This window comes from Serratia marcescens, assembly GCF_006715005.1.
Taxonomy (GTDB): Bacteria; Pseudomonadota; Gammaproteobacteria; order Enterobacterales; family Enterobacteriaceae; genus Serratia; species Serratia montpellierensis.
The window spans coordinates 124085-150738 of the sequence record NZ_VFMJ01000001.1; the positions used below are offsets into that span (position 1 = coordinate 124085).

General features: G+C 61.1%; 24 protein-coding genes and 1 other RNA gene. 13 read left to right on the forward strand and 12 right to left on the reverse strand.

From position 1 onward, the window contains the following. Nucleotides 1-24: 24 nt before the first annotated feature. The 6 genes from FHU12_RS00585 to FHU12_RS00610 all read right to left on the reverse strand — a co-directional run bounded on the left by FHU12_RS00585 (nt 25) and on the right by FHU12_RS00610 (nt 6379). On the reverse strand, nt 25-495 hold the full coding sequence (locus FHU12_RS00585; protein WP_141966752.1) for a NanQ anomerase/TabA/YiaL family protein: 471 nt from the start codon (nt 493-495) through the stop codon (nt 25-27). Nucleotides 496-508: 13 nt separating this feature from the next. Further along, nucleotides 509-1507 carry a 3-dehydro-L-gulonate 2-dehydrogenase gene (gene yiaK, locus FHU12_RS00590; protein ID WP_141966754.1) on the reverse strand — a complete coding sequence of 333 codons (999 nt, stop codon included), beginning with the start codon at nt 1505-1507 and terminating at the stop codon, nt 509-511. A gap of 256 nt (nt 1508-1763) precedes the next feature. Continuing rightward, nucleotides 1764-2639 (reverse strand): SMP-30/gluconolactonase/LRE family protein, encoded by an 876-nt coding sequence (locus FHU12_RS00595; protein WP_185742259.1) that lies wholly within the window; start codon nt 2637-2639, stop codon nt 1764-1766. Continuing rightward, nucleotides 2636-3736: an ABC transporter substrate-binding protein gene (locus tag FHU12_RS00600; protein ID WP_025304163.1), complete on the reverse strand. Its 1101-nt coding sequence runs from the start codon at nt 3734-3736 to the stop codon at nt 2636-2638. Before FHU12_RS00600 ends, FHU12_RS00595 begins: the two co-directional genes overlap by 4 nt. Nucleotides 3737-3750: 14 nt before the next feature. Continuing rightward, nucleotides 3751-4833: an ABC transporter permease gene (locus tag FHU12_RS00605; protein WP_016930014.1), complete on the reverse strand. Its 1083-nt coding sequence runs from the start codon at nt 4831-4833 to the stop codon at nt 3751-3753. Next, entirely contained in the window at nt 4826-6379 is a 1554-nt protein-coding gene (locus FHU12_RS00610; protein ID WP_141966756.1) for a sugar ABC transporter ATP-binding protein, read from the reverse strand. Before FHU12_RS00610 ends, FHU12_RS00605 begins: the two co-directional genes overlap by 8 nt. 374 nt (nt 6380-6753) lie before the next feature. Between FHU12_RS00610 and FHU12_RS00615 the strand changes: the two genes are divergently transcribed. From FHU12_RS00615 to FHU12_RS00625, 3 genes are all read left to right on the forward strand, one after another. Continuing rightward, on the forward strand, nt 6754-7572 hold the full coding sequence (locus tag FHU12_RS00615; RefSeq protein WP_025304160.1) for an IclR family transcriptional regulator: 819 nt from the start codon (nt 6754-6756) through the stop codon (nt 7570-7572). Between the two features lie 125 nt (nt 7573-7697). Further along, on the forward strand, nt 7698-8315 hold the full coding sequence (argO, locus tag FHU12_RS00620; protein WP_025304159.1) for an arginine exporter ArgO: 618 nt from the start codon (nt 7698-7700) through the stop codon (nt 8313-8315). A gap of 121 nt (nt 8316-8436) precedes the next feature. After that, complete coding sequence (locus tag FHU12_RS00625; RefSeq protein WP_025160209.1) at nt 8437-9168, forward strand: oxidative stress defense protein; 732 nt, start codon at nt 8437-8439, stop codon at nt 9166-9168. Nucleotides 9169-9216: 48 nt separating this feature from the next. Here FHU12_RS00625 and FHU12_RS00630 read toward each other — a convergent pair whose 3' ends face one another. Next, a complete protein-coding gene (locus FHU12_RS00630; protein WP_141966758.1) occupies nt 9217-10110 on the reverse strand; it encodes a LysR family transcriptional regulator ArgP in 894 nt (297 codons plus the stop codon). A 204-nt stretch (nt 10111-10314) separates the two neighbouring features. On the opposite strand from FHU12_RS00630, the gene rpiA reads away from it, so the two are divergent. Continuing rightward, entirely contained in the window at nt 10315-10971 is a 657-nt protein-coding gene (gene rpiA / locus FHU12_RS00635) for a ribose-5-phosphate isomerase RpiA (protein ID WP_025304157.1), read from the forward strand. Nucleotides 10972-11263: 292 nt separating this feature from the next. Continuing rightward, the gene (gene serA / locus FHU12_RS00640; protein ID WP_046687762.1) at nt 11264-12502 is read left to right on the forward strand and encodes a phosphoglycerate dehydrogenase; all 1239 of its coding nucleotides are present in this window, start codon (nt 11264-11266) and stop codon (nt 12500-12502) included. A gap of 48 nt (nt 12503-12550) precedes the next feature. Here the strand turns inward: serA and FHU12_RS00645 are convergent, their stop codons facing one another. From FHU12_RS00645 to zapA, 3 genes are all read right to left on the reverse strand, one after another. Further along, entirely contained in the window at nt 12551-13159 is a 609-nt protein-coding gene (locus tag FHU12_RS00645) for a 5-formyltetrahydrofolate cyclo-ligase (protein ID WP_141966760.1), read from the reverse strand. A 52-nt stretch (nt 13160-13211) separates the two neighbouring features. Further along, a non-coding RNA gene (ssrS, locus tag FHU12_RS00650) (6S RNA) lies at nt 13212-13394 on the reverse strand. A 40-nt stretch (nt 13395-13434) separates the two neighbouring features. Then, nucleotides 13435-13764, reverse strand: coding sequence for a cell division protein ZapA (zapA, locus tag FHU12_RS00655; RefSeq protein ID WP_004931621.1), 330 nt, complete (start codon nt 13762-13764; stop codon nt 13435-13437). A gap of 319 nt (nt 13765-14083) precedes the next feature. Here zapA and FHU12_RS00660 point away from each other — a divergent pair, with 319 nt between their 5' ends. From FHU12_RS00660 to FHU12_RS00695, 8 genes are all read left to right on the forward strand, one after another. Continuing rightward, complete coding sequence (locus FHU12_RS00660) at nt 14084-14662, forward strand: YecA/YgfB family protein (protein ID WP_063990675.1); 579 nt, start codon at nt 14084-14086, stop codon at nt 14660-14662. Nucleotides 14663-14717: 55 nt separating this feature from the next. After that, entirely contained in the window at nt 14718-16034 is a 1317-nt protein-coding gene (gene pepP, locus FHU12_RS00665) for a Xaa-Pro aminopeptidase (protein ID WP_141966762.1), read from the forward strand. Nucleotide 16035: 1 nt separating this feature from the next. Next, the gene (gene ubiH / locus FHU12_RS00670; protein ID WP_141966764.1) at nt 16036-17214 is read left to right on the forward strand and encodes a 2-octaprenyl-6-methoxyphenyl hydroxylase; all 1179 of its coding nucleotides are present in this window, start codon (nt 16036-16038) and stop codon (nt 17212-17214) included. Nucleotides 17215-17292: 78 nt separating this feature from the next. Continuing rightward, nucleotides 17293-18495 carry an FAD-dependent 2-octaprenylphenol hydroxylase gene (ubiI, locus tag FHU12_RS00675; RefSeq protein WP_141966766.1) on the forward strand — a complete coding sequence of 401 codons (1203 nt, stop codon included), beginning with the start codon at nt 17293-17295 and terminating at the stop codon, nt 18493-18495. Between the two features lie 507 nt (nt 18496-19002). Beyond that, nucleotides 19003-20100 (forward strand): glycine cleavage system aminomethyltransferase GcvT, encoded by a 1098-nt coding sequence (gene gcvT, locus FHU12_RS00680; RefSeq protein ID WP_141966768.1) that lies wholly within the window; start codon nt 19003-19005, stop codon nt 20098-20100. Nucleotides 20101-20263: 163 nt separating this feature from the next. Then, complete coding sequence (gene gcvH / locus FHU12_RS00685; protein ID WP_141966770.1) at nt 20264-20650, forward strand: glycine cleavage system protein GcvH; 387 nt, start codon at nt 20264-20266, stop codon at nt 20648-20650. A 92-nt stretch (nt 20651-20742) separates the two neighbouring features. Then, on the forward strand, nt 20743-23622 hold the full coding sequence (gene gcvP / locus FHU12_RS00690; protein ID WP_141966772.1) for an aminomethyl-transferring glycine dehydrogenase: 2880 nt from the start codon (nt 20743-20745) through the stop codon (nt 23620-23622). 108 nt (nt 23623-23730) lie between these two features. Beyond that, nucleotides 23731-24696, forward strand: coding sequence for a quinone oxidoreductase family protein (locus FHU12_RS00695; protein WP_141966774.1), 966 nt, complete (start codon nt 23731-23733; stop codon nt 24694-24696). Between the two features lie 10 nt (nt 24697-24706). Here FHU12_RS00695 and FHU12_RS00700 read toward each other — a convergent pair whose 3' ends face one another. Together FHU12_RS00700 and FHU12_RS00705 are read right to left on the reverse strand one after the other, a co-directional pair. Then, nucleotides 24707-25234 carry a GNAT family N-acetyltransferase gene (locus FHU12_RS00700; protein WP_260440768.1) on the reverse strand — a complete coding sequence of 176 codons (528 nt, stop codon included), beginning with the start codon at nt 25232-25234 and terminating at the stop codon, nt 24707-24709. 11 nt (nt 25235-25245) lie between these two features. Then, nucleotides 25246-26652, reverse strand: a complete 1407-nt coding sequence (locus tag FHU12_RS00705; RefSeq protein ID WP_141966779.1) for an ATP-binding protein — start codon at nt 26650-26652, stop codon at nt 25246-25248. Nucleotides 26653-26654 lie beyond the last annotated feature (2 nt).

Consider the following 26654-nt stretch of genomic DNA (forward strand, 5'->3'; position numbering starts at 1 on the left):
TTATCGTTACGGGTGTTGCGTTTATCAGGCGCTAAACGACGCCAGCGGTATCTTCACCACCACCTTGCGTATCGCGCAGGGGCGTTGGTTAATGCAGGCCGGGCGATGCACGTCCTGCGGAAAAAATACCGCGAAGTTGCCGGGGCGCATCGTGAGCCAGGATTCGTCGGTCACGTCCTGATAAAACAGGATGTCGCGCTGCGTCAGCAGCTCCTGATGAATGACGTTGTCGCCGTTGTCCGCCGCTACGCCGATAAGCTCGGTACCGCTGACCAGAAACTGCACGTCGACGTTTTGCCGGTGGACTTCCGGGCGTAGCGCATCCGGTGGTTGGGTATGCAGATCCAGCACTTGCACCACGTAGCCGGTGGCGGGATCTTCATAGCGCCCTGCGGGCAAGACGCTGAAATCGGTGCGCTGCAAATAGGCGACGGCGTTGGCGACCGGCGTCGGATACTGCTCGGGCGCGGTGTTGGCGATGTGGCCGAATATCATGATGATCCTCCCGTTACAGCGCCTGAATGCGCGCCCAGACTCGTTCGTCAACCGGAATGCCGTCGCGCAGGTTTTCTTCCAGAATGCGCGGGAACTTGTGGCCCGGCAGGCGAATGGCGACGTCGGGGTTGTCCCGTTCGGCGCTGGTGACGTAATCCATGATGCGCTGCAGTTTTTGATCGCGGCTGTCGCCGTCGATCAACCGGTCTATCTCAATCGCGATGAACACCTGCGAGACGCCGTATTCGTCGCGGTGATCTTCCGTCACTTCCGCCACCGAGGCGCCGCCGGACAGCAGGGTGGCGATCATGTCCAGTACGATCGACAACGCCGATCCTTTCCAGTACCCCATTGGCAAAATGCGCCGATTCTCTTCGATGGTGGCCGGATCGCGGGTCAGGCGGCCGTCGTTGTCGAAGCCGCCGTCCACCGGCAGGGTTTTGCCCGCCAGCCGGTTCAGCTCCAGCGCGCCGTAGGAAAACATCGACATCGACATGTCCACCATGGTGATCGGGTTGCCGGGCACGGCGACGATCAGCGGGTTGGTGCCGATACGGCACGTTTTGGCGCCCCACGGCGGCATCACGGCGATCGAGTTGGTCCAGCAAATGCCGATATAGCCTTTCTCCGCCGCCTGCCAGCCGTAGCCGCCGCCGCGCATCCAGTGGTTGGCGTTGCGCAGCGCCACCAGGCCGATGCCATGATCGTCGGCTAGCTGCATGGCGCGATCCATCATGCGGCGGGCGGTAAGGTTGCCGATGCCCTGGTGCGCATCCCATTGCTCGATCGCCCCCAGCGACAACAGTTTGCTGGGTTCGGCGTCCGGCACGATATCGCCGGCGTCCAACTGCTGAATAAAGCGTGGAAAGCGGTTAACGCCGTGGGAATAAACGCCGCTGGCGGTGGTGTCGGCGAACATGCCGGCGCAGTCGTCGGCGAGATGTTCCGCCACGCCGCGCGCCAGCAGCACGCGTTTGAATTGCTGTTTTAACTCGCTGTAACTCACTCTCATGCCGGTTCTCCGCCTGTGCGAATCGTCTGTTTTTGGTTCGCTAAATTTCAATATGCGAAATTGCATTTCAAATAAATGCTATCCCGGAGATTCAGGGAAGTCAAAGCAAGGGGGAGTAAAATTATTCATGAAAAACATGACGTTAAAATTGAGTGGTGATTTTGTGATCGCCGCCACGTTTTGGTGGAGATGGCGTGCTTCAGACGTGACAAAGCAGGGCGGATCGAAACCCACCCTGCGTCTTGCGAGACCCCGGCTAACCGCGGGTGTTCAGCACCATGCGGTAGAGCGAGGTGGTGGCGGTGATATAGAGCTCATCGCCGTTCGGGCCGCCGAAGGTACAATTGGAGACGCGTTCCGGCACGCTGATTTTGTCGATCTGTCGCCCCTGTGGATCAAAGACCAGCACGCCGTCGGCGCAGCTGCAAAACAGATTGCCGGCCCGATCGACGCAGAAGCCGTCCGGGAACCCGGGTTCCACGGTTGCAAAACGGCGGCCGGCTTCCAGCTCGCGACCGTTGACCGCATAGACGCGCAGCTCGCGGCGGCCCAGCGTCGGAAAATCCACGATCGACATGTCCGCAACGTACAGCCATTTTTCATCCGGTGAAAACGCCAGGCCGTTCGGGCGCTGCAGGTCGCAGGCGGCGATGGTCAGCGAACCGTCGCGCGGATCGAAGCTGTAGAGATAGCAGCCGATTACCTGGCTTTCTGATTTGTAACCCTCTTCGTCGCCGATGATGCCGTAGGGCGGATCGGTGAACCACAGGGTGCCGTCGGAACGCACCGTCACGTCGTTCGGCGAGTTAAAGCGCTTGCCGTCGACGCGATCGATCAACAGACGCACCTCGCCATCGCTTTCGGTGCGGCTGATGCCGCGCCGTCCGTGTTCACAGCTGACCACGCGGCCCTCGCCGTCGCGCGCATTGCCGTTGGCGTAGTGCGACGGCGAGCGGTATAGGCTCAGCTCACCCCGGCGCGACCAGCGGAACATGCGATTGCCTTTCACGTCGCTGAACACCACCGCATCCTCCTGCGGCAGCCAGACCGGCCCCTCGGCCCAGATCGCCGGTGAGCACAAACGCTCGAGCTGAGCGTGCGTGCGCAATGAATGCCGAATGCCGCCGTTCACTTCACGCCCCAGATCGCTTTGTAGTGGCCCTGGTAATCGTTTTGCGGGTCATACAGGTTATTGGCGCCGCCGTCGGCGGCGATATTGTCGCGGGTGACCAGATGCGCCGGGGTCACGTAGCCGGAAGGCGGCTGCTTGGCGAAGGCGCGGTTGAATTCGTCCAGCAGTTGCCAACCGTGCAGCTTCAAGGGCTCCGGCACCGTCGCCGACTGGCTGTCGCCCGACCGGATACGCTGGTAAGCGGAGATTGAACCGTCGCCGGCCGACACGTTGTAAGGCGCGTTCTTGCCGCCTTTGCCGGCGGTTTTCAGCGCCGGCGCCATAAAGTCGAAGTACAGATCGTTGATCGCCAGCGCATATTGGAATTTGTCGCCGTACTTCTGCAGCAGGCTGAAGGTCATCGCCGGCATGCGGTTGGCGGTATCGGCCAGCGGCGTGTCGATGAATTCCAGCAGCGTACAGCCGCTGCATTTGGCGATCTCTTCTTTCATGACGTTGGCCTTGTCCAAGGCGATTTGGTACAGCGAGTCGGTGAAGATCAACACGCTCGCCTTGCCGCCGGACTGCACCACCGCGTATTGCGCGGCGATGCGTGCCACTTCGTTGGAATCCGACGTGACGTTATAGAACACGTTGTATTTGGCGATGGGGCCCGGTTCCGGCACCGCATGCCAGGCGGTCAGCACGATGCCCTGCTGTACGGCCTTTTTCAGCGGGATCTTGGCGACGTTAGGGTTCCAGCCGCCGATCACGATGCCGTCCGGTTTCTGGGCGATGGCCTGATTGAGCGATGCCAGCTGATCTTTCACCGAGCCGCCGCCGTCGAGCGTTTCCAGCTTCCAGCCGGCGGCTTTTGCCGCTTCGCTCAGCCCCTGTTGCACCCCTTGCACGCCGCCGTTCTTCATGTCGGAGGCGATAAAAATGATCTTCTTGTTGGCCTGCAGCTGCGGGCCGCTGGTGGGGCCGTCCCACTGGGTGGCGCTGGCGGTAGCCTTCGCGACGGCGGCGGTGGCCTGATCGAGATAGGCGTCGGCCCAGGCCGGCGATGCGGCGAGCAAGAATGTGGTGAACCCCGGTAACAGCCAAATGCGTTTCATGGTGTGCTCCTGGTTTAAGGGTGGGTCGCTGTCTGATTGTTGTTGTCAGCCGGCGTCGCCTGGCTGCGTTGTACCGCTTTCTGATTGAGCAGCCGACGGCGTTGGGCATAGCCGGCCAGGGTGATCGACAGTAACAGCGTCGCGCCGTTGAACAGCGGCTCGACCCAGAATTCGCCGCCGAACTGCTGAATGCCGGCGATGCCGATAGCCAGAATGGCGATGCCGACCACGGTGCCCCAGACGTTGACGCGCCCTGGGCGAATGGTGGTGCTGCCGAGGAAGGCGCCGACCAGCGCCGGTAGCAGATAGTCCATGCCGACGCTGGCCTGGCCGACGCCCTGTTCGGCGGCGATCAACACGCCGCTGAAACCGGTGAGCACGCTGGAGGCGATGAAGGCGCCGATGGTAAAGCGGTTGACCGAGATGCCGTTCAGGCGCGCCGCCGCCGGGTTGCCGCCCACCGCATACATGCAGCGGCCGAGCGGGGTGTGTTCGGTGATGAGCCACAGCACCACCGCGACGATCAGCACGTAAAACGCCACGATCGGAATGCCGGCGATCTCGGTGTGGTGCAGCGCGATGAAGGCATCAGGCAAGTCGCCGACGATCTGCCGCCCGCCGGAGTGCCACAGGGCAATGGCGTACAGTACGGTGCCGGAGCCGAGGGTGGCGACGAAGCTGTCGATATCGGCCAGCGCCACCAGAATGCCGTTCAGCAACCCGTACAGCGCCGAGATCGCCAGCACCGTCAGCACCGCCATCTGCCAGGAGAAGCCGTATTCCACCTGCAGCGTGATCGCCAGAATGTGCCACAGCACAATGCCGAAACCGACGTTAAGATCGATCTTGCCCACGATCATCGGGATGGTCGCCGCCAGCGCCAACAGGGCGATTTTGGCCTTGCTCGACAAGATAGCCTGCAGCGTCAGCATCGATGCGAAGGAGGGGGTGAGCAGTGAGAACAGCACGACCAGCGCGATGCACAGCAGCAGCAGGCCATAGCGGGTGAGAACCTGCATCAGCCACGGGCCGGCGCCGTCCTGCGCCAGACTGACGCGCTGCTCCAGCGCGGTTGATTTAACGGATGTTTTAGACATGGCCTACCTCGGATTCTGACGTGATTGCGACGCTTTCCCCGGTGCTGGCAGAGGCCAGCTCCAATAAATTGGCGAATGACACCTGCTGATTTTTCAGCTCGCCGACCACTTTCCCGCGGTTGAATACCAGTGCGCGGTTGCAAATATGGGCGATCTCCTCGAAATCGTTGGAGATAACCAGCACCGCCACGCCTTCCGCCAGGGATTTATTCAGCAGGTGGTAGATTTCCGCTCGCGCGCCGACGTCCACGCCGGCGGTGGGATCTTCCAGGATCAGCAGCGGCGCCCCCAGATGCATCCAGCGCGCCATCACCACCTTTTGCTGGTTGCCGCCGGACAGTGCGCTGATATCGATATTGACGTCCTTGGGGCGTACGTCGAACAGCTGCACCTTCCACCAACTGGCGCCGATCTCCGCTCGCCGCCCGTAGCGGGAGAGCAGCCGGTGGCCGCTGGCGCAGGGGTTGATAAACAGGTTTTCACGCACGGTCATCGACATCACCAGGCTTTCGCCGGTGCGATCGCCCGCCACCAGCGAAACGCCGCAGGCCATCGCCTGCTGCGGGGTGCTCGCCTGATAGGGTCGATCGCGAAATCGAATCGCGCCGCCGTCGGCCTGGCGCAACCCGAACAGCAGCCGGCCAATTTCTTCTTGTCCGGCCCCGCGCAGGCCGGCCAGCGCCAGCATCTCGCCCGGCTGCAAGTCGAAGCTCACCGGGCCGATATCGCCCACCGTGACGCTATCGAGCTGCAGCACCGGCGGACGATGTTCCGGCAGCGGTTCGCGCTGATCGTCCGCCATCGCTTCGCCGACGATAGTTTGCACCAGATCGCGCAGCGAGTAGTCGGCGGTGCGGCCGCCGGCGACATAGCGCCCGTCGCGCATCACGCAGATCCGGTCGGCGATTTCGATCACTTCGTCCAGGCGGTGGGTGACGTAAATCATGCCGACCTTTTTGGCGCGCAGCCGGTTGATCACGGCGAACAGATGACGCACGTCGTTGGCGGGCAGGGAGGCGGTCGGTTCATCCAGCACCAGCAGCTCGGCATTGACCGCCACCGCGCGAGCGATCGCCAGCAGCGATTTTTCGGTGCGCGACAGTTCGAAAACGCGCGCATCGGGATCGAGTGCGATGCCGACGTCGTGCAGCGCCTGCGCCGCCCGGCGGCGAATGGCGCGCCAGTCGATCAACCCAAAGCGGCGGGGAAACCCCATCACCAGCGCCATGTTTTCCGCCACCGTCATCCATTCGATCAGGCCGAGATCCTGATGAATAAAAGCGATCGGCTGGCGGCTGGCGCTTTTTATCGCGGCGGCGGAGGCGATGCTTGCGCCCTGAAAGCGAATATCGCCGCCGTCGCGCGGGTAGACGCCCGCCAGCACTTTGATCAGCGTCGATTTACCGGCGCCGTTTTCGCCCAGCAACGCCAGAACCTCGCCCGGCATCACCTGTAGGCTGACGTCGTTGACCGCCACGTTGCCGCCAAATCGTTTGACGATGTGGTTGAGGGTAAGGATGGGTTGTGCCGCATTATCGATAGTCATGTGATGCGCCCCTGGTGTTGCGCCCGTGCGAAGATGCCGGGCAAATCAGCTAAACCGCTGGTGAGTATCTGGCCTTTAAATTTCAACATGCGAAATTCAATTTCAAAAATAATATGACGTTCGTTGCGCTAAATCAAAGGCGATGAGGTTTTAATTGTTGCTATTAAACAATGAGTTATTTTTTACTTTGCGGAAATGTGACCGATGGCTCACTTCAATGTGGGGGAAATATTGCGGATTTTTGGCCCGCTGCGGACAATGAAACGGCGTTCCGTCTTCACCTGATGCGGGCCTTGGGGTAACATGCCCGGCAAAGAGCCTGCTGACTTCGCCGCAGCGCCGGTTGGCGGTTCGACACTGGAGAGATTTTCGCTATGAGCCTGAAAGCCGTCGACGAGAAAGATGACAAGAAAGACAAACCGCTGGGCAGTCAAAGCCTGTTCCGCGGTTTGCAGTTGATTGAGATCCTGAGCAATTTCCCCAACGGATGTCCGCTGGCGCATCTGTCCGAGCTGGCCGGCATGAACAAGAGCACGGTGCACCGCTTGCTGCAGGGGTTGCACACCAGCGGCTATGTGACCCAGGCGCCGTCGCCGGGCAGCTACCGCCTGACCACCAAGTTCATTTCCATCGGCCAGAAGGCGCTGTCGTCACTCAACATCATTCACGTGGCCGCGCCGCATTTGGAACAGCTGAACCTGGAAGTGGGCGAGACGGTCAACTTCTCCAGCCGTGAAGACGACCACGTCATCCTGATCTACAAGCTGGAGCCGACCACCGGCATGATGCGCACCCGCGCCTATATCGGCCAGCATATGCCGCTGTACTGTTCGGCGATGGGTAAAATCTTCATGGCTTACGGCAACGATGATTACCCGGCTCACTACTGGCAGACTCACCAGCAGGAGATTCAGACGCTGACGCGCAATACCATTACCGAGCTGCCGAAGATGTATGAGGAGTTGGCCGATATTCGTCAGCGCGGCATGGCGATGGATCGCGAGGAAAACGAACTGGGGGTCTCCTGCGTGGCGGCACCGGTGTTCGATATTCAACAGCGCGTGCCTTATGCGGTGTCGGTTTCTCTGCCGACCGCCAAGCTGCAGCAGATCGGCGTCAAAAGCCTGATCAAACCGGTGCTGGCCACCGCGCAACGCATCTCTCAGGAGCTGGGGTTCGTCACGCCGATTTAAGTATTAGCGTCTCTGATACTGGATTAGAAACATCAATTTCACCTAATGATCGCTTCCTCGTATGATGCGCGTGTTGACCGACACGCGCCTTCGTCCGGCGCCTTTTATCATTCGAGGAATCTCCCATGTTAGCCGTCTTCCTGCAGGGTTTTGCCCTGAGCGCCGCCATGATCCTGCCGCTGGGCCCGCAGAACGTATTCGTGATGAACCAGGGCATTCGCCGCCAGTATCATTTGATGATTGCCTCGCTGTGTGCGCTGAGCGATATCGTGCTGATCTGCGCCGGGATTTTCGGCGGCAGCGCATTGCTGACCCGTTCGCCGCTGCTGCTGGCGCTGGTCACCTGGGGCGGGGTGGCGTTTCTGCTGTGGTACGGGTGGGGCGCGTTCCGTTCCGCCTTCAGCCCGCAACCGGCACAGGCCGCGGCGCAGGAGCTGGCGCAGAGCCGCTGGCGCCTCGTGGTCACCATGCTGGCGGTCACCTGGCTGAACCCGCACGTGTACCTGGATACCTTTGTGGTGCTCGGCAGCCTGGGCGGGCAGCTGACGGCGGACGTGCGTTCCTGGTTCGCGCTTGGCGCGGTCAGCGCGTCGGCGGTGTGGTTCTTTGGCCTGGCGCTGCTGGCCTCCTGGCTGGCGCCGTGGCTGAACACGCAGCGGGCGCAGCGCATCATCAACGCGTTGGTCGGCCTGGTGATGTGGGGCATCGCGCTGCAGCTGGCCTGGCAGGGGGCAAATTTATAAGAATTTGTCACTAATCCGAATTCAAAACGCCGTGCGATATGCTACGTTTGATGCCAGGAATCCGGCGGTTCTCACAGGGAAAAGCCGGCGATCAGAGACAGCCTGTCATTAAGGAGACACTGTGAAGCTAAAAGCATTGGCTATGGCCGCAATGGTCGGATTAGGGACGTTACCGATGGCGCTGCAGGCGGCTGAAGTGCCTGAAGGGCCGCACGTCGTCACCTCCGGCACCGCCAGCGTGGACGCCACGCCGGATATCGCCACCCTGGCGATCGAAGTGAGCGTTTCCTCCAAAGACGCCGCCCAGGCGAAGAAGCAGGTGGACGAGCGCGTGGCGCAGTACTTTGATTTCCTGCAGAAAAACAACATCGAGAAGAAAGACATCAGCGCCGCCAACCTGCGCACCCAGCCGGAATACGATTACCTGAAAACCGGTGAGTCGGTGTTGAAGGGCTACCGGGCGGTGCGCCAGGTGCAGGTGACCCTGCGTCAGCTGGACAAGCTGAACGAGCTGCTGGACGGTGCGCTGAAATCCGGCCTGAACGAGATCCGCGCGGTGGAGCTGGGCGTCGCCAAGCCGGACGTGTATCGCGAGCAGGCGCGGCAAAAAGCTATCGAGAACGCGACTCAGCAGGCCGAATCCCTGGCCAAGGGCTTCCACGCCAAGCTGGGGCCGGTGTACAGCATTCGCTATCGGGTCGCCAACTACCAGCCGATGCCGGTGGCGCGGATGTATAAGGCGGCCGGTGCGGCGGCGGAAAGCGACGCGGCGCAAACCTATGAACAGCAAAGCATTCACTTCGACGATCAGGTGGACGTGGTGTTCGAGCTGCAGCGTAACGCTGCGCAGTAAGGTTATCGTATTGAAGAAAAGGTTCGCTGCGGCGAACCTTTTTTCGTTTTAATCCTGACGCAGCACCAGGTGACCGTGTTCCAGCAGCGCGTCGGTCACTTTGCGCATCATGCGGCTTTCCGGCGCGAAGCGGTGCCAGTACAGCATGCGGCGCTGGTACAGCCCCGGCGTCAGATCGATCAGTTCACCGGATGCCAGCTCCTTTTCGATCTGCAGATGCGGGATCATACAGCAGGTGGTGCCCTGACGCGCCAGCTGCACGAAGGCTTCCGATGAGTTCACGATGTGGCAGGGCACGCTGCCCGGCGACAGATCGAAGTTCTGCTGCAGGAATGCCTGATGCATGTCGTCGAGATGATCGAAGGCCACCGCCGGCGCTTTCAGCAGCGCGGAGCGGGTGACGCCGTTCGGGAAGTAGCGCTCGGCGAAGCCGCTGGAGGCCACGAACAGGTAGTCCAGCGCTCCCAGCCGATCCACCAGGCAGCTCGGCAGCGGCTGCGGCTGAATACTCACCGCACCCACCACCTCACCGCGGCGTAGCCGCTCCTGGGTGCGGGTTTCATCTTCCACCTGAAGATTCAGGCGAATGGGGGAGTCCGCCAGCACCGGTTTCAGCGCCGGCAGCAGCCAGGTTGCCAGACTGTCGGCGTTGACCGCCAGCGACAGCAGCAGCGGCGTATCGACGCCGGTGTCGTTGCCGAGCCACTCTTCTTCCAGCAATTCCACCTGATGCAGCAACGCCAGCAGCTTTTGCCCTTGTTCGGTCGGGCGCGGCGGCACGGTACGGACCAGCAGCGGTTGGCCGAACAGGTTTTCCAGCTGTTTGATGCGTTGGGATACCGCCGATTGCGTGATACAGAGTTTTTGCGCGGCGCGCTCGAAGCCGCGCTCACGGATCACCGCGTCCAGCGCTTGCAGCGTACGATAGTCTGGGCGTTTCATCGGAAAGATATCCCTTAAATTAGAATGATACCGGCACTATGCCACATTTTGCGCACGGCGCAGGTGGAAAAATCACGCCCCCAGCTCGCCGCCAAGCGGGTAAAAATGCGGGCTGCGGTAAATAAGTGTGATCCTGCCGGCGTGAAAAACAGCGTTTTACCCTATAATACGCACACGTTTTCGTACAGAGGCAAGGGACATATTATGACGCAGGATGAACTGAAAAAAGCGGTGGGCTGGGCGGCGCTGGAATACGTGACGCCGGGCACCATCGTCGGGGTTGGCACCGGCTCTACCGCCGCCCACTTTATTGACGCGCTGGGCTCCATCAAGCACCAGATCGAAGGCGCGGTGTCCAGCTCAGACGCCTCCACCGCCAAGCTGAAAAGCCTCGGCATCCACGTGTTCGACAGCAACGAAGTGGACTCGCTCGATATCTACGTGGACGGCGCGGACGAAATCAACGGTCATATGCAGATGATTAAGGGCGGCGGCGCTGCGCTGACGCGCGAGAAGATCATCGCCGCCATCGCCAAGAAATTCATCTGCATCGTCGACGCCAGCAAGCAGGTCGACGTGCTGGGCAAGTTCCCGCTGCCGGTGGAAGTGATCCCGATGGCCCGCTCTTACGTGGCGCGCGAGCTGGTGAAACTCGGCGGCCTGCCGGAGTATCGTCAGAACGTGGTGACCGACAACGGCAACGTGATCCTCGATGTGCATAACCTGAGCATCACCGACGCCATCGCGCTGGAGAACAAGATCAACGGCATCGCCGGCGTGGTGACCGTGGGGCTGTTCGCCAATCGCGGCGCGGACGTGGCGCTGGTCGGCACCCCGGAAGGCGTGAAAGTGGTCAAATAAGCCTCCGCCGTCTGTGGCCCGGTAGCGCCGGGCCGCATAATTCTTCGGTTAAAATATCTTTTCTGAAAAACGGCAAATTTGGTGACTTATGTCACATTGTGAAACCTGACTCCCCAAAGCTTCTGCCGAAAACTTTCCCTATGGCATTTTCTGCCGTAAACCGCCATGAACGCTGCGCCTTGTCCTGCCGGGCAGGCAATCGTTTGTATTGCCGCCCGCGTTATTTTTGTTATGTTGGATGGGAGCTGTGTCGTCACAGCCGCTTCTGAAGTCTGAACATAGGGTCGGGTAAATGGCAAAAGTATCATTGGAGAAAGACAGGATTAAATTCCTGTTGGTGGAAGGGGTTCATCAGAGCACGGTCGATAATTTACGTGCCGCCGGTTATACCAACATCGAATACCACAAGGGTGCGTTAGACACCGAATCGCTGAAGGCATCCATCCGCGATGCACACTTCGTCGGCATCCGATCGCGTACGCATCTGACCGAAGAGGTGTTTGCCGCCGCAGAAAAACTGGTGGCGGTGGGCTGCTTCTGCATCGGCACCAACCAGGTTGATCTGAAAGCGGCGACCAAACGCGGTATTCCGGTCTTCAACGCCCCCTTCTCCAATACCCGATCCGTGGCCGAAATGGTGCTGGGCGAGCTGCTGTTGATGCTGCGCGGTATTCCGGCCGCCAACGCCAAGGCGCACCGCGGCGTGTGGCACAAATTGGCCGTGGGCTCTTATGAGGCGCGCGGCAAAAAGCTGGGCATCATCGGCTACGGCCACATCGGCACCCAGCTGGGCATTCTGGCCGAAGGGCTGGGCATGAAAGTGTTCTTCTACGATATCGAGAACAAGCTGCCGTTAGGTAACGCGCAGCAGGTGCGCCATCTGTCCGATCTGCTCAATATGAGCGACGTGGTGACGCTGCACGTGCCGGAAACGCTGGCCACCAAGAACATGATGGGGGCGGAAGAGCTGGCGCTGATGAAACCGGGCGCGATTCTGATCAACGCCTCGCGCGGCACCGTGGTGGATATTCCCGCGCTGTGCGACGCGCTGGCCAGCAATCACCTGGCGGGCGCGGCGATCGACGTCTTCCCGGAAGAGCCGGCGACCAACAGCGATCCGTTCAACTCGCCGCTGTGTGAGTTCGACAACGTGCTGCTGACGCCGCACATCGGCGGTTCCACGCAGGAAGCGCAGGAGAACATCGGCGACGAAGTGGCCGGCAAGCTGGCGAAATACTCCGACAACGGATCGACTCTGTCCGCCGTCAACTTCCCGGAAGTGTCGCTGCCGGCGCATGGTCCGAACGCCAGCCGCCTGCTGCACATCCACGAAAACCGTCCGGGTGTGCTGACGCAGATTAACCAGATCTTCGCCGAAGAGGGGGTTAACATCGCCGCCCAGTATCTGCAAACCGGGCCGGAAATCGGCTACGTGGTGATCGACATCGAAGCGGAAATCGCACGCGCCGACGCCGCGCTGCAGCGCATGAAGGCCATCGACGGCACCATTCGCGCCCGTCTGCTGTTCTGATTCGGCGGCTTGCCGCAACGAAAAAGGCCGGAGCGATCCGGCCTTTTGCTATTTGGGCTCGTGCCACGCCCAGCTGCAGAGCGGGGTGAGGATTTCCGGCAGCGGGATATCCCAGTGCTCGGTCGGCAGGCGCTCCACCTGCTGGCAATCATGGGCTAGACCGATGGGATAGGGGCCGCCGCTGCGCCAGTTTTGCAGGGTGCGATCGTAAAAACCGCCCCCCATGCCCAAACGCTGCCCGGTATGATCGAATGCCACCAGCGGCGTCAGCACGACGTCAAGTTCGCCCAGCGGCAACACCTGGCGCACATCGAGGCGGGGCTCGAGAATATTGAAGCGATTGCGTACCAGCGGCGTTTCCGGCGCATAGCGCAGGAACAGCAGGTGACCCGAGCTGAACGGGTGCAGCACCGGCAGGTAAACCCGTTTGCCGAGCGTCCACAGTTGCTCGATCAGCGGCCCGGTATCGAGTTCGCCGTCAAACGACAAAAATACTGCGATGCTGTGCGCCGCCTGAATGCGTGCATGTGCGGCAAGGCGCTCGGTTATCTTGTCTGCGGCAAAGCGTTGCTGATCCGGCGTAAGTTCGCGTCGGCGTTGGCGAATAAGTTGGCGAATGGCTTGGCGCTGCTGCGCGAATTGGGGTTGAAAAGACATCGTATCAGGCTTGCTCAGTGTGGCGTTCAGCACACATAAACCGCTGAGAAGGGGAATCTCCGAGATGCCGTCGCAGGCTGTAACCCTTGAACCCATGGTTCAAGGTGAACGTGCCGTCGCAATCTTAAGGCTTCTCGGCGCACCGAGCGTGCTCACCGATCGCGGAGCAACACATTCTGTTTGTACTAAATATCGGCTCAGGGGACTGGCCCGCTGGCGAACATCTCAGAGAAATTTTGTACTCGTTGCCGAAACTTTGATTTCAACAACTTAAGTTATTCGAATTGTGCATCCTGACGTTCAGAGATGCGACCTTGTTCAAGCAGCGCTTGTTCAATGGTCTGCTGCAGCATCCGTATGCGTTGTTCCATATTGGACGCATAGTCACGGGTTTTCAACCGTTCTTGAGCAAGTTCGTGACAGACGTTCAATGCCGCGATGAAAACCAGTTGCTCAGTATTGGAGACTCTAGTGCGAACTTTAAGATCTTGCAACCGTTGGTTAAGATCGTCCGCCGCCATATTCAACGCATCTTGTTGTTCTGGCGGGCAATTGACTCTTAACGAGCGGCCAAAAATTTGAATATCTACCGGTTGTGCAGACATGCCACCTTCCTGCCTAAATTTCGCGCCAGCCTTGTCCGCCCTGGCCGGGCCGTCAAAGCGGGCGCCACTATATATACCTCGGTACCAAGATACAACCCCTTTTTCAGTACCTGGTTGTAATCTACTGTGGCGCACATTGCCAGTCAAAAAAGGGTTTCAAAATGCGTATTTACCGCACTTTTGCCACCCGACGGCGCAGTGTGAAACCTGCCACATCGCGATTATAACTAGCCACTGAGGTGTCGCGCTTATCTGGTATAGCGACGGACCTTGGTGGTAGCATAACACGAACTTATCCTGCCAACGATGACGAATGCGCATGTCTATACAGAATACATTTCCAAGTTACCAATCTTTGACCGTGGCCCTCAACCAGCAGTCGGTGGCGTTGACCGCGGCAGAAATGCACGGCCTGATCAGCGGCCTGCTGTGCGGCGGCAGCCGTGACGCCGGCTGGCAGGCGCTGGTGCACGATCTGACCAACGAAGGCGTGGCCTTCCCGCAGGCGCTCAGCCAACCGCTGCAACAGCTGTATGAAGTAACGCGTGAAACGCTGGAAGACGATGAATTCCTATTCCAACTGATGCTGCCTGAAGGGGAGATCGTCAGCGTGTTCGATCGCGCCGATGCGCTGGGCGGTTGGGTCAACCACTTCCTGCTCGGGCTGGGCATGATGCAGCCGAAGCTGGCTCAGGTGAAAGACGAGGTCGGTGAAGCGATCGACGATCTGCGCAACATCGCGCAGCTGGGCTACGACGAAGACGAAGATCAGGAAGAATTGGAACAGTCGCTGGAAGAAGTGGCGGAATATGTGCGGGTCGCCGCCATCATGTGCCACGGCGAATTCACCCGTCACAAGCCGACGGCGCCGGAAAACATCAAACCGACGTTGCACTAAACGTTCTATCGCCCCTCCGCCGGCGGTGCGGATGGCATGATTTCAGGAGAAGGTAATGACTCAGCAGGAATTCAACAACCGCCGTCAGGCGCTGTTGGCGAAAATGGCGCCGGCCAGTGCGGCGGTTATTTTCTCTGCGCCGGAAACGACGCGCAGTGCAGATTCAGACTATCCCTATCGGCAGAACAGCGACTTTTGGTACCTGACCGGCTTCAATGAGCCGGAAGCGGTGCTGGTGCTGATTAAAAGCGACGAAACGCACAACCACAGCGTGTTGTTTAACCGGGTGCGCGATCTGACGGCGGAAATCTGGTTTGGCCGCCGTCTGGGGCAAGACGCCGCGCCGGCGAAGCTGGGCGTGGATCGCGCGCTGCCGTTCGATGAAATCAATGACCAGCTGCACCTGCTGCTCAACGGCCTGGACGTGGTCTACCACGCGCAGGGCGAATACGCCTATGCCGATCAGATCCTGTTCGGCGCGCTGGACAAGCTGCGCAAGGGGTTCCGCCAGAATCTGCAGGCGCCGGCCACCGTGACCGACTGGCGGCCGTGGCTGCACGACATGCGGCTGTTCAAGTCACCGGAAGAGCTGGCGGTGATGCGCCGCGCCGGTGAGATCAGCGCGTTGGCGCATACCCGCGCGATGGAAAAATGCCGCCCGGGCATGTTCGAATATCAGTTGGAAGCGGAAATTCACCATGAATTCACCCGCCTCGGCGCCCGCTACCCCTCTTACAACACCATCGTCGGCAGCGGCGAAAACGGCTGTATCCTGCACTACACCGAGAACGAGAGCCCGATGCGCGACGGCGATTTGGTGCTGATCGACGCCGGCTGCGAGTACCAGGGATATGCCGGGGATATCACCCGCACCTTCCCGGTCAACGGCAAGTTCAGCAAGCCGCAGCGCGCGGTGTACGACATCGTGCTGGCGTCGCTGCTGCGCGCTTTGGAATTGTTCAAACCCGGCACCAGCATCCGCGAAGTCAACGACGAAGTGGTGCGCATCATGGTGGTCGGGCTGGTGGAGCTGGGCGTGTTGAAAGGTGAAGTCGACCCGCTGATCGCCGAGCAGGCGCACCGTCAATTCTTCATGCATGGGCTGAGCCACTGGCTGGGCCTCGATGTGCACGACGTCGGCCACTACGGCACGCCGAGCCGCGATCGGCTGCTGGAGCCGGGCATGGTGCTGACCGTGGAGCCGGGGCTGTACATTGCGCCGGATGCGGACGTGCCGGCGGAATACCGCGGCATCGGTATCCGTATCGAGGACGACATCGTGATCACCGCCGACGGCAATGAAAACCTGACCGCCACCGTGGTGAAAGACGCCGATGCTATCGAAGCGTTGATGGCGGCGGCAAGGTCATAAAATGAGCGTAATTATCGTTGGTGGCGGTATGGCGGGCGCGACGCTGGCGCTGGCTATCTCGTCGCTTACTCAGGGAAGAATGGCGGTAGATCTGGTCGAGGCGACTCGGCCGGATGACCGCAACCACCCAGGCTTTGACGCCCGCGCCATCGCATTGGCGCAGGGCACCTGCCAACAGCTGGCGCGCATCGGCGTTTGGCCGGTGCTGCGCGACTGCGCCACACCGATCACTCAGGTGCACGTCAGCGATCGCGGCCATGCCGGTTTCGTGAATCTGCAGGCGCAGGATTATCAGGTCGATGCGCTCGGCCAGGTGATCGAACTGCACGACGCCGGGCAGCGGCTGTTCGCACTGCTGGCGAAGGCGCCGGGCGTTACGCTGCACTGCCCGGCGCGGGTGGTGGACGTGATTCGCACCGCAGAGCGGGCAGAGGTGCTGCTGGACAACGGTCAGCGCCTGTGCGGGCAGCTGCTGGTGGCGGCCGACGGTTCGCGTTCGGCGCTGGCGCAGGCCTGCAACATGCAGTGGCGGCAGGAGGACTATCCGCAGTTTGCCACCATCGCCAACGTCACCACGGCGGAAGATCCGCAGGGGCGCGCCTTCGAGCGCTTTACCCGCTATGGGCCGCTGGCGCTGTTGCCGATGTCGCAGGGGCGCAGTTCACTGGTGTGGTGCCATGCGCGCGAAGATCGCGCCCGAGTGGATGCCTGGGACGACGAGCGCTTTATCGCCGAGCTGCAACAGGCCTTCGGCTGGCGGCTGGGGAGTATCCTCAAGGCCGGTAAACGGCACAGTTATCCGCTCAGCCTGCTGACTGCCGATCGCCATGTCAGCCACCGGCTGGCGCTGGTGGGCAACGCCGCGCAGACGCTGCACCCGATCGCCGGGCAGGGGTTCAACCTTGGCCTGCGCGACGTGATGTCGTTGGCGGAAACGCTGGCGGAAGCGGTAGACAGCGGCGAAGACGCCGGCGGTTATGCACTGCTGAGCCGCTACCAGCAGCGGCGGCAAAACGATCAGCAGGCGACGATCGGCGTGACCGATGGGTTGATCCACCTGTTCGCCAACCGTTATGCCCCGCTGGTAGTCGGCCGCAGCCTGGGGCTGATGGCGATGGAACGTTTGCCGGCGGTGCGCGACGCCTTCGCCAAGCGAACGCTGGGCTGGGTGGAACGTTAGAGACATAGTCGGGCGCTTTAACGCGCCCAAAGCGCGGCGCGGCAAGGCGTCGCGCGTTATTTAAGGAAATCGAGCAGCATGCAATCATTTGACGTGATTATCGCCGGGGGTGGTATGGTGGGGCTGGCGTTGGCCTGCGGCCTGCAGGGCAGCGGGCTGCGCGTGGCGGTGCTGGAGCAGCGTCAGCCGGAGATGGCGCCGCCGTCGGAACAGCCGGCCCTGCGCGTCTCCGCCATCAATGCCGCCAGCGAGCGTTTGCTGCAGCACATCGGCGTGTGGGACGACATTCTCCAACTGCGCGCCAGCGCCTACAACGCGATGGAAGTGTGGGATCGCGACAGCTTCGGCAAGATTGCTTTCCGCGGCGACGAGTGCGGCTTCAGCCATCTCGGCCACATCATCGAAAACTCGGTGATCCAGCAGGCGCTGTGGAAACGCGCCGAAAGCCTGTCGGACATCACGCTGATTACCCCGGCCGCACTCAAGCAGGTGGCATGGGGCGAAAATGACGCCTTCGTCACGCTGGAGGACGGGCGCATGCTGACCGCCCGGCTGGTGATCGGCGCCGATGGTGCCCAGTCGTGGCTGCGTCAGCACGCCGATATTCCGCTCACCTTCTGGGATTACCGCCACCACGCGCTGGTGGCCACCATTCGCACCGAAGAACCGCATCAGGCGACGGCGCGGCAAATTTTCCACGGTGACGGCATTTTGGCGTTCCTACCGTTCAGCGATCCGCATTTGAGCTCCATCGTCTGGTCGGTGACGCCGGAAGACGCCGAACGGCTCAAACAGCTTGAACCGGAGCAATTCAACCGCGAACTGGCGATGACCTTCGACATGCGCCTGGGGGCTTGCAGCCTGGAAAGCGAACGCTTGGCGTTCCCGTTGACCGGTCGCTATGCGCGCAGTTTCGCCGCGCACCGTCTGGCGCTGGTAGGCGATGCGGCGCATACCGTGCATCCGCTGGCCGGGCAGGGCGTGAACCTGGGCTTTATGGATGCCGCCGAGCTGATTTCCGAACTGCGCCGCCTGCAGCGGCAGGGCAAGGATATCGGCCAGCACCTCTATCTGCGCCGCTATGAGCGCCGTCGCAAACATGGCGCGGCGGTGATGCTGGCCAGCATGCAGGGTTTCCGCGAACTGTTCGACGGCAACCACCCGGCCAAAAAGCTGCTGCGCGATGTGGGTCTGCGGCTGGCGGACAGCCTGCCTGGCGTCAAGCCTAAGCTGGTGCGTCAGGCGATGGGCCTGAACGATCTGCCCGAGTGGCTTGCCTGACACCCCGCCTTCTGCGAGCCCTCATCGGGCTCGCGCTTCTCGCCTTATGCCATCGCTTTTCCTTATAAAACCCTTCATTTGAAATAATCTAATTTCAGCCGCTTTTTATCATTACTTTTTCTAATCCCATGTTCGGTTATCAAAAGTCCGGATCCTATGTGAGGCCATAGGTTTGTTATATAAGTTCGGCGTTTTGCCGCTTTAATTGTTAATTTTGTGCCTTAAGGCGCATTTTTCCAGTGAAAAACTCTGCACACTAGCCCGGCATTTTACCGCCCCGGAACGGCGATGAGCCTATTTTAACTTATGGTTAATGTGGTCGTTCGGTGATAAGTTCGAGGGAAAGGTATCGTTTGCGTCACGGCGGTTGCACGCAGTTTCCGCCCGTCCCGGCGCAGCATTTGTGTTGAGCAGTCAGTGCGCCATGGCGATCGGGCCGCGAGCCAGGCTCCGCCGCATTGCGTGGTAGCACCCTAACTTCTAGCGACGAGTGGAAAGAGGGAAAAGATGGCAAAGCAAACCCCACTGTACGACCAGCACGTGGCGTGCGGTGCGCGCATGGTAGACTTTCACGGCTGGATGATGCCGCTGCACTACGGCTCGCAGCTCGATGAGCACCACGCGGTGCGTCAGGATGCCGGCATGTTCGACGTGTCTCACATGACCATCGTGGATCTGCACGGCGCCCGCAACCGCGAGTTCCTGCGCTACCTGCTGGCGAACGACGTCGCCAAACTGACCCAACCCGGTAAGGCGCTGTACACCGGCATGCTGAATGCCTCCGGCGGCGTGATCGACGACCTGATCGTTTATTTCCTCACTGAAGACTATTTCCGCCTGGTGGTGAACTCCGCCACGCGCGACAAAGACCTGGCCTGGATCGAAGAGCACGCCACGCCGTATGGCGTAGCGCTGACGGTGCGCGACGATCTGGCGCTGATCGCAGTGCAGGGCCCGCAAGCCAAAGAGCGTGCCGGCACGCTGTTCACCCCGGAACAAAAAAGTGCGGTCGAAGGCATGAAGCCGTTCTTCGGCGTGCAGGCCGGCGAGCTGTTCATCGCCACCACCGGTTACACCGGCGAGGCCGGCTATGAGATCGCGCTGCCGAAAGAGCAGGCGGCGGATTTCTGGCAAAAATTGCTGGCCGCGGGCGTCAAGCCGGCCGGTCTGGGCGCGCGCGACACGCTGCGTCTGGAAGCGGGCATGAACCTCTACGGGCAAGAGATGGACGAAGGCGTTTCACCGCTGGCCGCCAACATGGGCTGGACCATCGCCTGGCAGCCGGAAGATCGTCGTTTCATCGGCCGCGAAGCGCTGGAACAACAGCGCGAGCAGGGCACCGAGCAACTGGTCGGCTTGATCATGACGGAAAAAGGCGTATTACGTAATGAGCTGCCGGTGCGTTTCACCGACGCGGCGGGGCAAACCCATGAAGGCGTGATCACCAGCGGCTCGTTCTCTCCGACGCTGGGCTTCAGCATCGCGCTGGCACGCGTGCCTGCCGGCATCGGTGAGCAGGCCATCGTGCAGATCCGCAACCGTGAAATGCCGGTCAAAGTGACCAAGCCCGGTTTCGTTCGCGCCGGCAAGCCGCTGACAAATTGATTTTTATTGATTCTTCCCTAGGGATTTCGCGCTGCGGCCAGGCGGCGAGTGCGCGAGTCCTCGGGAGCTTACTGCGGTAAGTGACCGAGGTGAACGTATGCAGCCAACAACGCTGCAGTGTGAAAGACGACGGGAAATTATTTCTTCGAAGGAGTAACCGGCTATGAGCAATGTGCCAACAGAATTGAAATACGCATCCTCCCACGAGTGGGTTCGTTCAGAAGGTAACGGCGTTTACACCGTAGGCATCACCGAACATGCGCAGGAACTGCTGGGCGATATGGTGTTTGTCGATCTGCCGGAAGTGGGCCGCAACGTCGCCGCCGGTGAAGATTGCGCCGTGGCGGAATCCGTCAAGGCGGCGTCGGACATTTACGCGCCAATCAGCGGCGAAATCGTGGCGGTGAACAGCGAGCTGGAAAGCTCCCCGGAGCTGGTGAACAGCGAACCTTACGGTGACGGCTTCCTGTTCCAGATTAAAGCCTCCGACGAAGGCGAGCTGGCGAACCTGCTGGACGCCGCGGCTTATCAGGCCTCGATCGACGAGTAATCGTGACCGCGCCCCAGGCCTTTCGGCCGGGGCGTTTTAGTTACCGTTCAAGCTATATCCCGTATCACGCAAGCATTCAGGAATTTGTAGCAATGACTCAGACACTCAGCCAACTCGAACACAGCGAAGCGTTCATTGAACGCCACATCGGCTCTTCTGCGGAACAACGCCAGGAGTTGCTGGCAGCGGTGGGCGCTCGCTCGCTCAGCGCGCTGATCCAACAGATCGTGCCGGCGGACATTCAGCTGCCGGGGCCGCCGCCGGTCGGCGACGCGGCGACCGAACACCAGGCGCTGGCTGAGCTGAAGGCGATCGCCTCGCAAAATCAGCGCTACAAATCCTATATCGGCATGGGCTACAGCGCCGTGCTGACGCCGCCGGTGATCCTGCGCAACATGCTGGAAAACCCGGGCTGGTACACCGCTTATACCCCTTATCAGCCGGAAGTGTCGCAGGGCCGCCTGGAAGCGCTGCTGAACTTCCAGACCGTGACCCTCGATCTGACCGGCCTGGATCTGGCTTCCGCATCGCTGTTGGATGAAGCGACCGCCGCCGCCGAAGCGATGGCGTTGGCCAAACGCGCCAGCAAACTGAAAGACGCCAACCGCTTCTTCGTGGCTGACGACGTGCATCCGCAAACGCTGGACGTGGTGCGCACCCGCGCCGAAACCTTCGGCTTCGACGTCATCGTCGATAAAGCGGAAAAAGTGCTGGAGCTGGACGGCGTGTTCGGCGTGCTGCTGCAACAGGTGGGCACCACCGGTGAGCTGCACGACTACAGCGCGCTGCTGGCCGAATTGAAATCGCGCAAAATCATCACCAGCGTGGCCGCCGACATCATGGCTTTGGTGCTGTTGACCGCGCCGGGCAAGCAGGGTGCCGATGTGGTGTTCGGCTCCGCGCAGCGCTTCGGCGTGCCGATGGGCTACGGTGGCCCGCATGCCGCCTTCTTCGCCTGCCGCGACGAGTTCAAGCGTTCGATGCCGGGCCGCATTATTGGCGTTTCCCGCGATGCCGCCGGCAACACCGCGCTGCGCATGGCGATGCAGACTCGCGAGCAGCATATCCGCCGCGAGAAGGCCAACTCGAATATCTGTACCTCGCAGGTGCTGCTGGCGAACATCGCCAGCCTGTACGCGGTGTACCATGGCCCGCAAGGGCTGCAGCGCATCGCCGGGCGTATCCACCGCCTGACCGACATTCTGGCCGCCGGGCTGCAGAAGGCCGGTCTGACGCTGCGTCACAACACCTGGTTCGACACCCTGACCGTTGAAGTGAAAGACAAAGCCGCCGTGCTGGAACGTGCGCTGAGCTTCGGCATCAACCTGCGTAACGACATTCACGGCGCCGTGGGCATCACGCTGGATGAAGCCACCTCCCGTGAAGACGTGCAAACGCTGTTCGCACTGCTGGCCGGCGACAACCACGGCCTGGACATCGACGCGCTGGACGCGGCGGTGAGCAAGAACAGCGCATCGATCCCGGCCGCCATGTTGCGCCAGGACCCGATCCTGACCCACCCGGTATTCAACCGCTATCACAGCGAAACCGAGATGATGCGTTACATGCATCGCTTGGAGCGTAAGGATCTGGCGCTGAACCAGGCGATGATCCCACTGGGCTCTTGCACCATGAAATTGAACGCTGCGGCGGAAATGATCCCGATCACCTGGCCTGAATTCTCCGAACTGCACCCGTTCTGCCCGCCGGAGCAGGCTGCCGGTTACCAACAGATGATCGGCCAACTGTCTCAGTGGCTGGTGCAGCTGACCGGCTATGACGCGGTATGCATGCAGCCGAACTCCGGCGCGCAGGGCGAATACGCCGGCCTGCTGGCTATCCGTCGCTACCACGAAAGCCGCAACGAAGCGGGCCGCCACGTCTGCCTGATCCCGAGCTCGGCGCACGGCACCAACCCGGCCTCTGCCCAAATGGCGGGCATGAGCGTGGTCGTGGTCGCTTGCGACAAGAACGGCAACATCGATCTGCACGATCTGCGCGTCAAGGCAGAGCAGGCAGGTGAAGAACTCTCTTGTATCATGGTGACCTACCCGTCGACCCACGGCGTGTATGAAGAAACCATCCGTGAAGTGTGCCAGATCGTGCATCAGTTCGGCGGTCAGGTATATCTGGACGGCGCCAACATGAACGCCCAGGTGGGCATCACCACGCCAGGCTACATCGGTGCGGACGTTTCGCACCTCAACCTGCATAAAACCTTCTGCATCCCGCACGGCGGCGGCGGCCCGGGCATGGGCCCTATCGGCGTGAAAGCGCACCTGGCGCCGTTCGTACCGGGCCACAGCGTCGTGCAGATCGACGGCGTAACCACCCAGCAGGGCGCGGTCTCCGCGGCGCCGTTCGGCAGCGCCTCCATCCTGCCTATCAGCTGGATGTACATCCGCATGATGGGCGCGGAAGGCCTGAAGCAGGCCAGCCAGATGGCGATCCTGAATGCCAACTACATCGCAACTCGTCTGAAAGACGCGTATCCGATCCTGTATACCGGCCGCGATCACCGCGTGGCGCACGAATGTATCCTCGATATTCGTCCGCTGAAGGAAGAGACCGGCATCAGCGAAATGGACATCGCCAAGCGCCTGATCGACTTTGGCTTCCACGCGCCGACCATGTCGTTCCCGGTGGCGGGCACGCTGATGGTCGAGCCGACCGAGTCGGAAAGCAAAGTGGAGCTGGATCGCTTTATCGATGCCATGCTGGCGATCCGCAGCGAGATCGACCGCGTCGCCAAAGGCGAATGGCCGCTGGAAGACAACCCGCTGGTGAATGCGCCGCACGTGCAGGCGGAGCTGGTCAACGACTGGCAGCACCCGTACAGCCGCGAGCTGGCGGTGTTCCCGGTGGCCGGCGTACGCGAGAACAAGTACTGGCCGAGCGTTAAGCGTCTGGACGACGTGTACGGCGACCGTAACCTGTTCTGCTCTTGCGTGCCGATGAGCGATTACGAATAACACGTTCGGCAAAGTTTGTGTTCGGGGGACACCGCATCATGCGGTGTCCCTTTTTATTTTATAGCGGCCTATTCTTTCCTGTACGTTCCCACGATTTGAGGAGTCACCATGCAAGCGGCAATCGTAACAGCGCTGGGGCAAGCCCCGGTTTTCGGCAATTTTGAGGAGCCCCAGGTACAGGTGAATGAAGTGCCGATAGACGTTCTGGCGGCCGGCATCAAACAGCTGGATCGCGCCACCGTCGCCGGCACCCACTATTCCAGCCCGAAGCAATTGCCGATTGTGCCCGGTACCGACGGCGTGGGCCGTACGGCGGACGGAAAACGGGTGTACTTTGCCTCCTTCCGCCGTCCTTACGGTGCGATGGCTGAGCGTAGCGTCGCGTCATGGACGGTGCCGGTGCCGGAGGCGGTGGACGACGCCACGGCGGCGGCGTTGATCAACCCAGCCTTCGCCGCCTGGCTGCCGTTGCGCTGGCGAGCGGATCTGCAGCCCGGTGAAACGGTGCTGATCATCGGCGCCACCGGCACCTCGGGCAAACTGGCGGTTGCCGCAGCGCGTCAGGCAGGGGCCGGACGTATCGTTGCCGCCGGCCGTCGGCTGAGCGTGCTGGAGGCGTTGGGCGTAGACGCCACGGTGGATCTGAGCCTGCAGGGCGAGGCGCTGACGCAGGCCTTCGCGGCGGCGGCGGGGCCGGGCGGTTATCAGGTGATCGTCGATTATATCTGGGGCCCGGCGACCGAAGCGCTGCTCGCGACGCTGAACAATCACGATCTCTCGTCTTACGCCGGCGGACGCGGCATTCGCCTGGTCAACGTCGGCTCGATGGCCGCGCCGGACATCCGGCTGCCGGCGGCGGTATTGCGCAGCAATCAGCTGCAGATCCTCGGCAGCGGTACCGGCAACTTCCCGCCGATCCCGGAGATGCAGCGCTACGCGACCGAGATTTTGGCACTGGCGGCGACGGGCGCGCTCACTATCGAGACGCAGGAACACGCGTTGGCGGAGATCGCCGAGGTGTGGGATCTGAACAAGAAAAGCGACGTGCGTTCGGTGATACGCATCGCCCGTTAAGTTCCGGCCGCTAGCGACAAGGGCAGACCAGATGAATATCCTCCGGCTCACGGGCGAACAATTCCGTATCCGGGTGTTCGATGAGCCGGCACCCTTGCGCCAGATAGAAGTCTACGGTGCTTTTGTTGGGGATGGAGGAGACGTACAGCCCGGCAGCGCCTTCTTGCGCCGCCTGGCGCAGGCAGAGCTGGAACAGCTGCCTGCCCAATCCCTGGCCGCGTTTGTGCGCGCTGACGTAAAAGAACAGCAGTTGGCGCAGATCCCGCTGCGGGCCGCGCGGTTCGGTGTCCAACGCCGCCGCCGCCACGATCTCCTCGCCTTCGAACAGCGCGAAGAACGCGCCGCCGCGGTCGAAGCACGCTTCGTGGATCGGCGTATAGGTTTCCCGATCGTGCGGATCCCAGCCGCGCACATCGTAGTACTCCGCATAGGGCTGCAGCTTGCCGTCCTGCAGGCGATACAGGGTGTCGATAATTTCGCTGCGGTCGATATCCCATAGCCGGTCGAGTTGCTGCCGCTGCAGCAGAACAGGGGCGATCATGCTCGTTGTTAACTCTCAGTCTGTGGCCGGTAACTTTCCGGCAAATCGATGATGAAGCCGATGCCGCGATCGTCGAGGCCTTCGGTGACGCGCAGCTGTGCGCCGATTTTGTCGGCCAGGTTTCGGGCGATGGCCAACCCCAGTCCACTGCCGGTTTGCTGCGTGCCAGGCACGCGGTAAAAGCGCTCAAACAGGCGGGAACGGTGTTCTTCGCTCACCCCGGGGCCGTTGTCGCGCAACGTAATATAGCAGCCGAGCGGCGCCAACGAGCGGATATTGGCTTCGATGCGGCTGCCGGGTGGCGCGTACTTGAGCGCATTGTCCAGCAGGTTGGTGAAGATGGCGATCAGCGCATGGCGATCGGTACTCACCACCACGTCCTCGCTGCCGTCGAGCGAGAGTTCCACATCCTTTTCCAGCGCATAGGGGACGTGCTGCGCGATGCATTTGCCGATCTCTGCGTAGATGTCCACCGCCTCAATTTTCAGTGGGAAATCTTCCGCCTCCAGCTTGGCCAGGTTGATCAGCTGTCGCGACAGCGATGCCGCGCGATCCAGCCCCTGTTGCATGTCGGCGATGATCTCCCGGCGCTCCTGCTGCTCGCCGACCTGGGTCAGCAGGTGCAGCTGCGCCAGCACGGCGGCGATCGGCGTGCGCAGTTCGTGCGCGGCGTCGGCCATAAAGCGTTTCTCGCGCTGGTTAGCGGCGTCGATGCGCGCCATCAGCTTGTTGACTTCCACCACCACCGGCCGGATTTCCTGATACTGCGCGCGGACGTTGATCGGCGACAGGTTGCCAGGCTGACGATCGGAGATGGTGCGGGCGATCTGGCGCAGCGGCCGCAGGCTGAAATAGGCGGTAAACAGCAAGGTGACGATAATGGCTGCCAGAATGCCCAGCAGCGGTACGGCGGTGCTCTCCGCCGGATTGCCGAAGATCGTGGTGCGATCGTTGAACGACTCGCCGACAATCACCCGGTACTGGCGCTTTTCGCTCCAGCTGCCGGCAAGGTGCCAGTTGGCGCCGGCGTAATTGACGGAGCCGGACAGCACCGAAGGCGGCAGGCGCAGCGGTTCTCCCTCCGTTTGCGAACAGTAAAGCACCCGGTTATCCCGATCGTAAACGACGAACAGCGGGTGATAGTCGAATTGATCCTGCATGCCATTATTGATGGAATCAATGTACATGCTTTCGATGGTTGTGATGATGCCGCGGTAATCAATATTATCGGTGCCGGTTTCATCGAGAATATTGGCGATACCCACGGCGACGATGCGTTGCTGGTTATCGAAATATTTTTCCATGTCGGGGTAATACCAATATTTCACCCAGGCGACGAGGATCCCCCACAATAATAAAATGGCCAGGACCTGGAAAATAATGGTGCGCATAAAGAAGGATTTGAAACCGATCATTC

Coding starts and splice junctions, on each gene's coding strand:
- FHU12_RS00585 (WP_141966752.1), bottom strand. CDS start 495: ATGATATTCGGCCACATCGCCAACACCGCGCCCGAGCAGTATCCGACG.
- yiaK (WP_141966754.1), bottom strand. CDS start 1,507: ATGAGAGTGAGTTACAGCGAGTTAAAACAGCAATTCAAACGCGTGCTG.
- FHU12_RS00600 (WP_025304163.1), bottom strand. CDS start 3,736: ATGAAACGCATTTGGCTGTTACCGGGGTTCACCACATTCTTGCTCGCC.
- FHU12_RS00605 (WP_016930014.1), bottom strand. CDS start 4,833: ATGTCTAAAACATCCGTTAAATCAACCGCGCTGGAGCAGCGCGTCAGT.
- FHU12_RS00610 (WP_141966756.1), bottom strand. CDS start 6,379: ATGACTATCGATAATGCGGCACAACCCATCCTTACCCTCAACCACATC.
- FHU12_RS00615 (WP_025304160.1), top strand. CDS start 6,754: ATGAGCCTGAAAGCCGTCGACGAGAAAGATGACAAGAAAGACAAACCG.
- argO (WP_025304159.1), top strand. CDS start 7,698: ATGTTAGCCGTCTTCCTGCAGGGTTTTGCCCTGAGCGCCGCCATGATC.
- FHU12_RS00630 (WP_141966758.1), bottom strand. CDS start 10,110: ATGAAACGCCCAGACTATCGTACGCTGCAAGCGCTGGACGCGGTGATC.
- rpiA (WP_025304157.1), top strand. CDS start 10,315: ATGACGCAGGATGAACTGAAAAAAGCGGTGGGCTGGGCGGCGCTGGAA.
- serA (WP_046687762.1), top strand. CDS start 11,264: ATGGCAAAAGTATCATTGGAGAAAGACAGGATTAAATTCCTGTTGGTG.
- FHU12_RS00645 (WP_141966760.1), bottom strand. CDS start 13,159: ATGTCTTTTCAACCCCAATTCGCGCAGCAGCGCCAAGCCATTCGCCAA.
- zapA (WP_004931621.1), bottom strand. CDS start 13,764: ATGTCTGCACAACCGGTAGATATTCAAATTTTTGGCCGCTCGTTAAGA.
- FHU12_RS00660 (WP_063990675.1), top strand. CDS start 14,084: ATGTCTATACAGAATACATTTCCAAGTTACCAATCTTTGACCGTGGCC.
- pepP (WP_141966762.1), top strand. CDS start 14,718: ATGACTCAGCAGGAATTCAACAACCGCCGTCAGGCGCTGTTGGCGAAA.
- ubiH (WP_141966764.1), top strand. CDS start 16,036: ATGAGCGTAATTATCGTTGGTGGCGGTATGGCGGGCGCGACGCTGGCG.
- ubiI (WP_141966766.1), top strand. CDS start 17,293: ATGCAATCATTTGACGTGATTATCGCCGGGGGTGGTATGGTGGGGCTG.
- gcvT (WP_141966768.1), top strand. CDS start 19,003: ATGGCAAAGCAAACCCCACTGTACGACCAGCACGTGGCGTGCGGTGCG.
- gcvH (WP_141966770.1), top strand. CDS start 20,264: ATGAGCAATGTGCCAACAGAATTGAAATACGCATCCTCCCACGAGTGG.
- gcvP (WP_141966772.1), top strand. CDS start 20,743: ATGACTCAGACACTCAGCCAACTCGAACACAGCGAAGCGTTCATTGAA.
- FHU12_RS00695 (WP_141966774.1), top strand. CDS start 23,731: ATGCAAGCGGCAATCGTAACAGCGCTGGGGCAAGCCCCGGTTTTCGGC.
- FHU12_RS00705 (WP_141966779.1), bottom strand. CDS start 26,652: ATGATCGGTTTCAAATCCTTCTTTATGCGCACCATTATTTTCCAGGTC.